This window comes from Bacillus cereus group sp. MYBKT14-1 (assembly GCF_051915185.1).
Taxonomy (GTDB): Bacteria; Bacillota; Bacilli; order Bacillales; family Bacillaceae_G; genus Bacillus_A; species Bacillus_A cereus.
This window is the reverse complement of record NZ_JBQAEF010000004.1, coordinates 135,531-148,160: the sequence shown is the minus strand read 5'-3', so window position 1 is coordinate 148,160 and position 12,630 is coordinate 135,531. Positions and strand designations below refer to the sequence as shown.

The following is a 12,630-nucleotide window of genomic DNA, read 5'->3' as shown; positions in this document are numbered from 1 at the left end:
TCTAAAAGTAAAAACGGGTAAAATTTATCATAGTTTCATAGTTAAACAAATGAATGATGAAAACGATCAATTATTTAAGGAGGTAATTCCGTGATGAAAAATAAGCTAACTGGTGTGTTAGCCACTGCATTAGCGGTAACTATGATTCTACCAACAGGAGCGAAAGCATTTTCTGAAAGTAAGACTACTGTTGTAACTGGTGAAGAAGTAGCTAGTCAGGAACTGAAGAAGATTGCAGCAGAGAAGGCGGAGCTACTTACGAAGTCCCATGGGGCAGCTAGCGTGCAGTATGCACTAATTGATAATGGAAAACTTATTTTGTCGGGTCAGGCTGGCAAGAACGATATGGAAGGGGAAAAGCCGCTAACCAAAGATACTTTATACGGGATTGGTTCAGTCAGTAAAATGTATGCAACAGCGGCTGTAATGAAATTGGTCGATGAAGGAAAAGTCGATTTGGATGCTCCTGTTGTCCGCTATGTTCCTGATTTTAAGATGAAGGACGGTCGATACAAACGTATTACACCGCGTATGTTATTGAATCACTCCTCTGGATTGCAAGGTTCTACGTTAGGTAATGCATTTTTATTTAACGATAATGATACCTATGCCCATGATACCTTGTTACAGCAATTGTCAAATCAAAACTTGAAGGCGGACCCTGGTGCTTTCTCGGTATACTGTAACGATGGTTTTACGCTGGCCGAAATTTTGGTGGAAAGAGTTAGTGGTATGAGCTTTACTGAATTTCTACATCAAAACTTTGCAGGGCCTTTAAAAATGAATCATACGAAAACACCGCAGGACAAATGGAGGGATGAAAATCGGGCTGGACTATATTTCCCGGCGTACCAAGGACAACTTCCAATTGAATCGGTGAATGTTATTGGTACGGGAGGCATATCTTCTACGGCAGAAGATATGGTGCGATTCTCACAACTATTTATGGGACAGGGAAAAGGAATCCTCTCTGATAAGGTAGTCAAGGCGATGGAGCAAGAGGAATATAAAAAAGGAATGTGGCCGGGGGCTGGCGAGAATATTTTTAACTATGGTCTTGGCTGGGATAGTGTGAAACTATACCCATTCAGTGAATATGGGATCAAAGCTTTGACTAAGGGCGGCGATACGGCACTGCAACATGCTATATTAGTCGTGCTTCCGGAACAGAAAATAGCAGCGGCTGTATTGACATCTGGTGGACGGAGCTCTACAAATCAACTAATGGCAACTGAATTACTGCTCGCTACGCTTAAAGAAAAAGGTACTATTAAGGAAATCAAGCCGAACAAATCCTTTGGTAAGCCGGTCAAAGTCAAAATGCCTCAAGGCGTAGCAAAGAAAGCAGGATTTTATGGCAATAGCGAAACTCATTTCACAATTGAAATTACGAAGAACGGAGAACTGTTCTTACCATCTAATCCAGAAGAAAAATATGTATATACTACTGATGGAAGCTTTATTAATGAGAAGGGGACTTCAAAGCTCAACTTCGTAACCGAGAAAAATGGAAGAACTTATTTGAAGGAGAGCGCATATAAATCGCATCCAGGTTTAGGGCAAAGTGTGATGACCCACTATTTAGCTGAGAAACTAGAAGACAACGTGCTATCGAAGAAAACCGCTGCTGCATGGGCAAAGAGGGAAGGTGTCAAGTTCTATCTTGTAAACGAGAAATTTAGTTCTATTCAATATCTCGTTCAACCGAAACTTCTTAGTACACAAATTACTCGCAAGGAAGGCCCAGCAGGTTATTGGGGGGGCAGAAAAATTACAGGTCCGAATACCGCAACGCATCAGCTCCAAATTCCCGTAATGAATGGCCGTGATACAACGGAAACACACTTCTATACAGAAGGTGGAAATGAATATATGAAGATGGCTGGGTTGTTATACGTAAGTGAATCAAATGTAAAACCAATTGATATAGGCCAATCATCCCAAGTTACGCTGGGAGCAAATGGACATGCGAAATGGTTTACAATTCCGCAAGCGGCAGCAGAGAAAAGAATGACCGTGACGTTGCCACCAAAGGGTTCGTTTGCGGTGTATGATGAGAAGGGAGTTTGTGTCAACTTTAGCATCGTGAGCGGCAATAACAAGGCGAAACTGCCGAAGAACGGAACAATCGTATTCGCTGGGGCACCGAAATCGGAATTTGCAATCTCGGTGAACTAGCTATAATTTAAGATGATCTTAAACAAAACCAGTACGGTACAGAAAAGATGTATTACTGGTTTTGTTTGTATTTATGCATTCTCAATGAAAAAGCTTGAATAATATCACTCTCAAGCACTATAAAAACATCAAAACTAGAAAATTAGTATCTCTAGAAGATGTACAGTTTTTTTGGAGTTGAATAATTTTAACAGCGTAGAGAGATTAAATTTCTACTCTTTTTCTTCAATTAATATAATGTGTATGTACATACACATTATATTTTTATTTCATAAATTTTAAAATTTTGTTCACGATAGTTTGAAATTGTAAAAAAAGAAAATATGTGGCATGACATCACTTTGTTTTTATACAGCTTTGTAATTAAACTATAATATTGTATTTTTTCTTCATTATTGAAATTAGTAATAATAAAATGTATTATTGAAAAGCACAATTTATAATTCAAGTAATCAAGCATATGTACCCGTAATAATTTGAACATTCAGAAATTATAATATTGTCTAAAAATGAGGTGAGATTCATAGAAACAGTACATATTAAGTGGTATGGCATGTATAGTATAAATGACTTTTATAATAGGGAAGAAGCTTCTAAGAAGGGGATATTTGCAATCTCTAGAGTATATGCTAAGAATGTAACATTGCTCTATATAGGACAAACTAAAAGAAGCTTTATACAAAAGATAAGAGAACTTAATAAAGAGTGGGCTTTTGATGAGAGCGAATTAAAGATTACATTAGGAATAATAGAATTTCCTAGTGGTGAACTTTACTCTGAAAAGAAGGTAAAAGAGATAAAATCTCTTTTGATTTTACGACATACCCCATTAGAAAACGAAACATCTTTATTATACTATAGAGGGAAATTTAATTTTAAAATTATTAATAAGGGAAGAAGAGGTTTAATTGTTAAAAAGCTTTCTACAGGAGATCTAATGTGGACGTAATTGGAATCACCTTTGAATAAAATTGAAGGTTTCTTAAGTGCAGAAGCTTATCAATTTTTAATGTATTAAACTATTTTGAATAACATATGTCAGATACTTGAAAAAACACAAATTTTATTATGATATGAAATCCTGTATGGAAAGTGTAGTTTATTTCTATTGTTTAATAAAAATATTAAGAATTTTAGGGATAATACATAAAGAGTAGAGGAGAAAGTAAACACGGAGGTTTGAAGAATGGGACAAGTAAGCAGATTTCAAGAAAAACAACAGAATCGTCGTCAAAAGGCAATTTTTAATATTGCATTTACTTTGGTATTAGTGACAGTTGGTATAGTGACATACCAATTGTTTACCCCTTCTAATACATCAACGAAAGCAATTGCTCAAGAAAAGAAAGTAACAAAGATAGAAGAGAAGAAAACTGAAGATAAAGAAACAGCAAAGATAGAAGAGAAGAAAACTGAAGATAAAGAAGCAACAAAGTTAGAAGAGAAGAAAACTAAAGATAAAGAAATAGCAAAGATAGAAGAAAAGAAAAGCGAAGATAAAGAAGCAGCACAGTTAGAAGGGAAACAAAAAGTAGAAAAATCGGTAAAAACGAACGAAAATAAAGAGGAAGAAAAAACGGTATCTCAAGAAAAGGATCCTCAAACTAATCCTTCATGGAAGCCAATTGGTACAGAGCAAGGAGCAAAACCTGATATGAAATTTAAAGAAGGAACAGTAGATTGGAGTGAGATGAAAAAAGCAATCTCTTATGCTGTTGATGTTCCAGAGAGCCAATTGATTTTCGATTTTATTGGAAATAATGGTAATAATAAAGCCTACGGTAATGTACGAGATAAACAAAGTAATAAAAAATATAAGGTTAATATTGATTGGGTAGAGAATCAAGGGTGGAAACCAGCATCTGTACAAGTGGTAAAATAAATAATAGAAATGTAATTATGTGCTTAAAAGTTTACTCTTGTAAAAACTCATAAAAGAGTTTGTTTCAATCAGGACTCTTTTGTTATGTTGACAGCATTAATTACTCAGACTCAATTGTGAGATCCTGATGCAGACAAAGTTTGAAGTTTATTAAAATCTATCTAATTTAGTGCTTCGAAAGGTTCAAAATTGCATTTTTAAAGCATTAAATAATTAATGGTACCTTTTGAAATATTTTTGGTCTCATTTCATTAGAAACAATTCCGTCTATATAACTAAAAAATGTATTATGGTATCTATTGAACATATGAATAGGATAACAATTACCTGCTGTTAGCAAGTTGCAGTTTATCTAATAAAAAGATCACTTGTTTCTAAGACAAGTGATCTTTTTATATACATTTCCTTTACTATTTTTAAAATTGAATAGATATTTCAATCTGTGTAATTACAATAGACCTGATTAAAATTAAAACTGCAACAAGGATTATACCGTCCATATTTGTAGTAAGAAATATATATATAATATCTTAATGCAAGGTTGGCCTATGTTCTATGAAGATACTAAAGAATTATAGGAAACATTGAGAAACGGGAATTATTTTTATTACAATATTTATGCATCTTTAGGCCTAAATAGCTGGGTATTAGCTAAGAAACTTGAGATATTAGACTCCTATTAAGTTAAAAATGACCTTAAGTGTACTTCCCATAAAGAAAATTGTGTAAATAAGCTGTCCATATGGGCAGCTTATTGTATTTTTTGGCTTAGCTTGTTTTTTTCGAAGTGCTGGCGGTTCCTCTACAAGTATTCTTGCATTTAAATTATTTTTAATATATTATATTTATATGGTTATATAGAGATTGATGTATACAAAAAAGACTCAAATCTATTAATAAGATTTAAGTCCTTTTCAAAGATAAAAAGATTGTACCGAAATGGAATACAACTTATACTTTTCTTTTTAATATGTATCTAGTAAAAAGACATTTTTTATCAATAAAATTGTATTTTCAATATAAATGGAAGTTCATTTGTATTCAATGATAGGAAATAGTGGGTCTAGAACATAGAGGAACAAAGAACCATACAGAGAAATTTGAAGAACCTGAAAGCTATTGTATGTAGTTTGTTCATCTCAAGTACAATAAAAGAGTCTTACCTCTGTAGGCAAGACTCCACTAGTATCGTTGTATAATATTTACATATCAACTAAAAAACAAAAACCATATAACACCAAGTAGCAGAATCCTAATATTCCTCCTACAGCTAATACTTGTTTAAACCAACTTTTAAATTTTATATTACTGTAAATATCTTGAACTTTTTCCATATTTCCTCCTATTAAGGAGAACCCTTAAAGACTCTCACTTCGTTATGGTACCATTAAAGAATGGCTAATAGAGGTCAAATATTGTCAAAACGTATAAATATGCAATATTGCATACAGAAATGTATTGTTACAAATGTAAGCGTTTACTATAATGGAGGTATAAAGTTTAATCACATCCCAGTATTAACAAAAGAGGAGGAAATAATATGGAAATCGCAATGGCAGTTTTAAAATTTATAGGTGGAGCAATCCCATTAGTTCAAGAGCTTCTAAAAGCATTTATGTAAATTCACTATTTAGCAATTATTTATAAAAATTATCATTCGTATGAGTAAAGCCCCTTTAACAATATTAGGGGGCTTTTTAAATTTCTAAATATTTAAGGTTACGTCACTTTTAGCTAGCAGAATTAATAGAGCTATTGAATTTTATAAGAAACAAGAAGCAGTTTCCTCACCACCTAAGATTATTTTCTCTGGTGGACAAGGATCAGATGAAAATATTTCTGAAGCGAAAGCTATGCAGGAGTATGCTGTGAATAATAGGATTCCTCTAGAGAATACAATAAAAGAGGACCGTTCTACTACAACATACCAAAATATGCTTTTTTCAAAGAGAATTATGGAATTATTAAAAGGAACACAGTATAACTGTATTTTTTCTACAAACAACGTCCATGTGTTTCGCGCAGGATTATACGCTAAAATAGTAGGATTAAATAGCCAAGGAATTGGCTCAAAAATAGCCTTCTATTATTGGCCAAATGCGATGATTCGAGAGTATATTGCAATCTTCGTTATGAATCGTGTACGTCACAGTATTGTAATAGCAATTATTATGGGATTCTCTATTATAGCAACCGGAGTAAATTATTTGTTTTTTTAAGGATGTTGTATAACTTATATTTTGGGAGTTATCTTAGGCAAGGAGTCACCTTAGGCTGACTCCTCTTTTTTGTGTTTATATGGGTTGGTTTATTTAAATGTTAGACTACAATGCAAGTGATTGTTATGATGTTGATTAAAAAGGCAGCTGTTGTAGTCGTCTTTTTATTATCTTACAAAAGTGTAATCTTCATTTCATGTTCTTGAATTTCTTCTCAAATAAAAAGGGGTTATGATAACAGCATAATAAAAAACACATGAGGTGAATGACGTGAAAAGATATATTACACTTTTTAGTATTCTAGTTGTATTTGCTACAATGTTAGTTGGTTGCGATGTGAATCGTATGGGGAAAGATGAATACTATGTTCAAATTACAACTGATGCGAAAATAAAGTCAGGGGTATCTAAAGAAGGAAATAAATACACAGAGTATAATTATGAATTACAAGGATTTGACGAAAATGGTAATGAAAAAACAGTGAAATTTAATGGATTTAAAGAGCTTCGTAAAGAAGCATTCTTACGCGTATTCCACTCCGATAAAAAAGGTGTAACTGCTTGGGAAGAGGTGAAGAAAGACGAGCTTCCTGGGAAGGTGAAAGAAAAATTAGACGTGAAATAAATGATTTATAATGGCGAACCCACATATTCGAAGGGTTCGCTGTTTTTTTTGTGGGGTAATTTTGCCCAAATCCCCGAAAATGGAGAATAAGCTAAATTAAGTAGGTATACCACCATATCGCCATCAACCTAAGATTTTGAATTATCCCCAAAACGAAAATTTCATTCTTTCATAGTTGTCCATAGAAGTTCAGTTCGTTTTTTCGTTTATGGGAAGAATGTATTTTTTAACTTGATAGCACTGTGACGATTCCCCTAAGAGACCTAAAAAAAATATGTAAAGAAGGTTTTCCAAAAGATTAGGCATAGCGCTACTCTTTTTGGAAAACCCTAATCGATAAATTCGTGTTATTATTCTTGATATTGCTGTTGAACCGCCTCTGGTAGTTCCTCAAAGATTATTCTTTTAAAATGTTAATAATACTTCATTAAATTCTTTTGTAGGAGTTGCGTTTAATCCATGAGGACAACTTGTATTAGAGCAAGTTTACTATCAGGAATGGAATCATATGTGCGTTTCCACTTAACTCAAAAGGTACAGTTGCATCAGAGTCACCGTGAATTATAAGATTTAATATAAATATAAAATTTACCAATATATATAAACCAGTATTATAGTTTGATACTAATTTATTTGATTCTTTTATTTATGTGCTTGTTAATTTAGCATAGATGATAAAAAATAAGGTTAATTGTCCTATTATCACAATATTCGGCACTACTATAATTAAATTAATAACAAAAAAGACTGCTAAAATTCCTAAAAACAAGCACAAATGATAAATGTTCAAGCGGTGTTGTTCAAACCTGTATTGATGAAAAACAATTGTAGTTGACAGGAAATAGAGCAATACAGAACCAAAAACAAAATATAAGATAAAAGAATAATAGACCTCATGTAAAAATAATAATCTAATGGATGCTGCAACCATACTCAAAGACATTAAAATAAATAGATGACCGTAAATAATAATTTGACCAGAAGTTTGTCTAGACTTGTCGAGTTTCTTCTCCATGTTATCGAAATATTGCCACCACATCGAAATAATGAGGATAAATGAAATGATCGCAAAGCTTATTGAATCCCAATTTCCTTGTTTAGGTTGAATGACCACAAGAGTGCTTACAAGAGCTTCCCCAAAGAGAATAATGGAAAATAGACCAAATCTCTCTAACAAGTGGGCTGTATTTGTAGGAACCTTTTCTAAACACTTCCTTCCAAGCAGTGGGACAATAATATCGATAAGAATCCCAAAATATAACACAGCATATCGAATCCAAGAATCAAAAAAGACGGATAATAATGAAATAACGATTCCAATCCAAAAATATCTTCCTAAAAAGAGTGCTGCTTTTTTTCGAGCTCCCTCTTCTATAGGCTGGACAACAAGATATTGAATTGCAGTCACGACCCTTAAGCCAATATAGCCAATTAAAAAAGAAAGATAATAAGGATCAAAATCAGCTGATAAGCTTGATGTCATTATTAGGACAAAAAACATTTGCAGGATCAAAAAAATTCTTTGATGAAATAAATCTTTTCCAAACCGGTTAACAAAGATGGTTTGCCCTACCCAAGCCCACCAGATCGGAATAAAAATTAAGACAAATTTTACTAAATACTCTGCATGGATTTGACCATCTTCAACATGAAGTAAAACATGAGTCGCAGCCGTCACTGCCGCCACAAATAACAAATCATAAAAGAGTTCTAACCACGTCACTTTCTTTTCTTCCATTTCGGTACTCCCTCCTTATAGTTAATAGTATGCTAAAAAGATATAGTAATTGGAAGAGAAAATAATATAGACATAAACCATTTTTCCTCATTATTGTATTCAACATAATCCCCTGGAACGTCAGTGTTACATTTTATATAGTTGGCTACCCTTAAAATTTTAATATTAAAATACAATACTTTTAGACCGTTTAGTTTTTCTCCTATGTCATCCGCTACGATTCTATCTCCACCATATAGGGGACACCCTATATTCCCATCAATTTAAGAAATTTTAATACCTTTAAGTACAAAAAAACGTTATCATTTCTAAACAGGATAGATTAGAAATGATAACGTATGGATGATACTAGCTTATATTAGTCTTTCTGGTGCTGTGATGGTATATCATACTAATTAATAAAATGAAAGAATGTAGCAATAATAATTCTAGAATTTTTTATCATAAAGATGTAGCAACTATAGAACGCTTAGTAACAGCTATGAACAAGAAGAACGTAAAGCTAGAACAGGCTATAAATCGAGCAATGTCAAGTGTTGAAGAAAATGAGATAGCAACTGTTGCTACAGATAGTGTAACGGATACAGAACACGAACTTCATCACATGAGGGTCATCCGAAATCGGTACTTGAGTTAATCGTCAGCTGAGATCTTTGGAATTGAACCGACGGGTAACTTTAACAAAATAAGGAGTACAATTAAACAGCCTAAAATATGCAAGTTTTTATGCGAAACTGCTTGCGTATTTTGGCTATTTTTGCATTCGTAAAAGTGCTATAAGTAAACAGCATTTTTAAATTGCCAAATACCCCCATGAGATCAATGGGACTTATATTCCACTTCTTTATCAGAATTATATTAAGAAGTGGAAATAGTATAAGTACCCAAAAAACGATAATAAAAACTGTATTCATCAGTTTCTACTCCTTATGTGAATCATAAAGTTATTATCCCGTTTATTGTGGGCTGACTAAAGTTTCACTTTATCTCTCCGTCTCAAAAAACTCAATCCACTCTCCATCAGGGCCAGCGAAGAATATGTAACGTGTTCCATCTGGTAATGTTTCGATTTCTTCTCCTAGTAAAAAGGTTACGCCGTGTTTTTGTATTCTTTCAATTTCATCCTCTAATGAATCTACCTTAAAGCAAATGTGATGTACTTTTCCTTCTGCCGGAAGAGAAGAGTTATAACCTTCAATGAGTTCGAGTATCGTTTCCTTCGATTCTTCCACACCTAAAAAAGCGAGTTTTAAGTCTGGGTTCGGGTGCCCCATACGTTTAAGGAGCTGTAAGCCGACTACTTCTTCATAAAATGAGATAGATGCTTCTAAGTTTGCAACCATAAGTCCAACGTGTTCTATTCTTCTAACTGGCATGTAGATTCCTTCTTTCTGAAAATTATATACAATATATTATTGAAAATTAAGAAAATAAGCAAGATAAAAACCTTACAAATTTTAGCGTGTTATATGGTATAGTGAGAAAGTATGTTTGGGGAGAAGGAAGGAGATTATACGATGAATACAACTACTCAAACTCCTTCATTATCGGAAACGATGAAAGAGTGGCATTATGCATTAGCATATGAAATTAAACATTGGAAAACGATAGGTGGTAGTAAAATTTCTATCATGAATGGTCGTTTTTTATATACAGATTATGAAAGTACAGTATACGTATTTCAGCTTATTTCGGAAGTAAGCTTACCTGAAGGTTCACCGATTCGAATTGAGTTCGATGGTGAGGAAGCGACAGGAGAAGTATTATCTGTACATGGATTAGAAATAGAACTGAAATTAAATGATTATATACAAGGTGAAATAAGAGAAGCGGTTTTATACAGTGAACCGTGGCAACTTTTAGAGCAACTGCAAGAGCGATTGAAAGAAGCACGTAAAGATAAGCTGAAACGTAATCGTATAAAGCGTCTTGTTGATGGGACGAGCAGCCCGAAACATATTGAGAAGATGAAAAATCCAAAAAATGAACTGGCATATCGCGCGTTTTATAATCCGACAACGTACGTATGGGGACCGCCGGGAACAGGGAAGTCTTACAATTTATCACGTATTATTTCGGCCCATTATCAAAAAGGAAAATCGGTACTTGTGTTAGCTCATAGTAATGCGGCAGTAGACGTATTAATGAGTGAAGTAACGAAGCAAATTGAGAAGAAAAAGAAATGGACGCCTGGCGAAATTGTTCGTTACGGTTATAGTCAACATGAACATATACGAAATCATGAAACGTTACTTGCATCTAAGTTAGTTGAAACGACGAACGGATCATGGGGTGAGGAAAGACTCTACTTGGAAGAAACACGCCAAGAGCTTCGTGAAAAAATCTTATCGTATAAGGCAACGTCCTCTGATAAGAAGCGTATGCAGGAGATTGAAAGTGATCTTCGAAAGCAAAAGGCTAAAATTAAAGAAGTAGAAAAAGAATATATTGAAAATGCGAAAGTAATCGGCGCAACTTTATCGAAATGTGCTATTGATGCGCTAATTTATGAGCGTACATTTGATTTAGTTGTCGTAGATGAGGTGAGTATGGCGTTCGTTCCGCAAATTGCATTAGCTGCTTCACTTGGAAAACGTATCGTCGTTTGCGGTGACTTTTTACAGTTACCTCCAATTGCGATGGCAAATCATGAACTTGTTCGCAAATGGCTTGGGGAAGATATGTTTTACCATGCTGGGATTGTTGAGTCTGTTAATAAATCAGAAGCACACCCAAACCTATTTATGTTGCAGGAACAAAGACGTATGCATGCGGATATATCGAAGTTTACGAATTCGTTTATTTATAAAAATAGAGTATACGATCATCCGTCTGTTTCAGAGCGTAAAGAACTTGCGCAATTGCAGCCGTTTGCAAATGAAGCGAGTGTTTTATTTGATACGAGCCAAATGGGAGCTTTTTCGTTAAAAGATGCTGCTTCTGGTTCACGTTTTAACATTATGTCTGGTTTAGTAGCAATGCAAATGATGTTAATCGGATTGTTAGACGGTGTTCAATCAATTGGTATTGTGACACCTTACAGGGCGCAGTCACGCTTTTTATCGACGTGTATTAGAGAAATGTTGCAGAGAACGAAATATCAAAACATACCAGTTTTAGCGGCGACAGTTCATAAGTTCCAAGGTTCTGAAAGAGATATGATGATCTTTGATACGGTTGACAGTTATCCGCAAGAACGACCTGGCGTATTATTCTTTGACCATAAAAACCATCGCCTCGTCAATGTAGCAGTGACAAGGGCGAGAGGGAAGTTCATTCAATTATCAGATTGCCATTATATGCGTAAAAACCTTTCGAGAAAACAAGCGTTATCACAATTAACAGCTCATATAGAACGTCACGGAGATGTGTATGATCGCACGACATCAAGACAATTGTGGGAACGAAAAATATCGAAACGTTTACGTTGGTTTATGGAAATGAATCTTGAGGAAACGAAAGGGCTATTAAAAGATATTTTAGCAGCAAAACAAAAAATTATTATTTCACTTCCAAGTACAAAACAAGTGGATAAGCGAGTATGGCAAGCGTTAATGCGTACAAATGCGCAAATAACAGTGTATAGTGACGGACCAGTTCCACTGAAAAATGTAAAGTTACAAAGACAAAATAAAGCATTCCCGTTCCTAGTAATCGATGATGAAATCTTCTGGGCAGGCGCACCGCTTACATCTCAAATGATGTTTGAAGGTAGTACGGAATTTCCGTACGTATGTGCAAGACTGCAAGCACCTGAGACAATTGGTGTATTAAAAGGATTTTTAGATATTCGGTAAATTCGGATAGGAATTCCTTGACTTTTACTTGGAATGAACTTAGAATAAAAAATAATTTAATATAATTTTATGAAAATTCTTATCACGAGAGGTGGAGGGACTGGCCCTATGATACCTCGGCAGCGGATTCGTTATGAATACTGTGCCAATTCCAGCAAGGTAACTTGAAAGATAAGAAAGAAGCTCATTTTG

General features: G+C 34.2%; 8 protein-coding genes, 3 pseudogenes and 1 riboswitch. Of the genes and pseudogenes, 8 read left to right on the top strand and 3 right to left on the bottom strand.

Annotated features, from left to right (window positions below; translation table 11 throughout):
* Window positions 1-93 precede the first annotated feature (93 nt).
* The 3 genes from ACTFO4_RS13185 (at window position 94) to ACTFO4_RS13175 (ending at window position 4,060) form a co-directional block, all read left to right on the top strand.
* Window positions 94-2,178 (top strand): serine hydrolase domain-containing protein, encoded by a 2,085-nt coding sequence (locus ACTFO4_RS13185; protein ID WP_440014364.1) that lies wholly within the window; start codon window positions 94-96, stop codon window positions 2,176-2,178.
* Between the two features lie 514 nt (window positions 2,179-2,692).
* Window positions 2,693-3,127 (top strand): hypothetical protein, encoded by a 435-nt coding sequence (locus ACTFO4_RS13180; RefSeq protein WP_002164503.1) that lies wholly within the window; start codon window positions 2,693-2,695, stop codon window positions 3,125-3,127.
* A gap of 237 nt (window positions 3,128-3,364) precedes the next feature.
* On the top strand, window positions 3,365-4,060 hold the full coding sequence (locus tag ACTFO4_RS13175; RefSeq protein WP_440018855.1) for a DUF1510 family protein: 696 nt from the start codon (window positions 3,365-3,367) through the stop codon (window positions 4,058-4,060).
* Window positions 4,061-5,262: 1,202 nt separating this feature from the next.
* On the opposite strand, the gene ACTFO4_RS13170 is transcribed toward ACTFO4_RS13175, so the two are convergent.
* Window positions 5,263-5,394, bottom strand: coding sequence for a hypothetical protein (locus ACTFO4_RS13170; protein ID WP_000416932.1), 132 nt, complete (start codon window positions 5,392-5,394; stop codon window positions 5,263-5,265).
* Window positions 5,395-5,493: 99 nt separating this feature from the next.
* Here ACTFO4_RS13170 and ACTFO4_RS13165 point away from each other — a divergent pair.
* The 3 genes and pseudogenes from ACTFO4_RS13165 (at window position 5,494) to ACTFO4_RS13155 (ending at window position 6,903) form a co-directional block, all read left to right on the top strand.
* A pseudogene (locus ACTFO4_RS13165) lies at window positions 5,494-5,681 on the top strand (hypothetical protein).
* A gap of 94 nt (window positions 5,682-5,775) precedes the next feature.
* A pseudogene (locus ACTFO4_RS13160) lies at window positions 5,776-6,279 on the top strand (YdcF family protein); the annotation flags it as partial.
* A 270-nt stretch (window positions 6,280-6,549) separates the two neighbouring features.
* Window positions 6,550-6,903: a YxeA family protein gene (locus ACTFO4_RS13155; RefSeq protein ID WP_000833211.1), complete on the top strand. Its 354-nt coding sequence runs from the start codon at window positions 6,550-6,552 to the stop codon at window positions 6,901-6,903.
* Window positions 6,904-7,549: 646 nt separating this feature from the next.
* Here the strand turns inward: ACTFO4_RS13155 and ACTFO4_RS13150 are convergent.
* The gene (locus ACTFO4_RS13150) at window positions 7,550-8,641 is read right to left on the bottom strand and encodes a low temperature requirement protein A (protein WP_440018853.1); all 1,092 of its coding nucleotides are present in this window, start codon (window positions 8,639-8,641) and stop codon (window positions 7,550-7,552) included.
* Window positions 8,642-9,050: 409 nt separating this feature from the next.
* Between ACTFO4_RS13150 and ACTFO4_RS13145 the strand changes: the two are divergent.
* Window positions 9,051-9,233: pseudogene (locus ACTFO4_RS13145) on the top strand (hypothetical protein); the annotation flags it as partial.
* A 391-nt stretch (window positions 9,234-9,624) separates the two neighbouring features.
* Here the strand turns inward: ACTFO4_RS13145 and ACTFO4_RS13140 are convergent.
* Window positions 9,625-10,017 carry a VOC family protein gene (locus ACTFO4_RS13140; RefSeq protein ID WP_001145268.1) on the bottom strand — a complete coding sequence of 131 codons (393 nt, stop codon included), beginning with the start codon at window positions 10,015-10,017 and terminating at the stop codon, window positions 9,625-9,627.
* Between the two features lie 111 nt (window positions 10,018-10,128).
* Between ACTFO4_RS13140 and ACTFO4_RS13135 the strand changes: the two genes are divergently transcribed.
* Window positions 10,129-12,438, top strand: coding sequence for an AAA domain-containing protein (locus ACTFO4_RS13135; RefSeq protein WP_326235092.1), 2,310 nt, complete (start codon window positions 10,129-10,131; stop codon window positions 12,436-12,438).
* Window positions 12,439-12,514: 76 nt separating this feature from the next.
* Window positions 12,515-12,616, top strand: a riboswitch (SAM riboswitch).
* The last annotated feature ends 14 nt before the right edge of the window (window positions 12,617-12,630 follow it).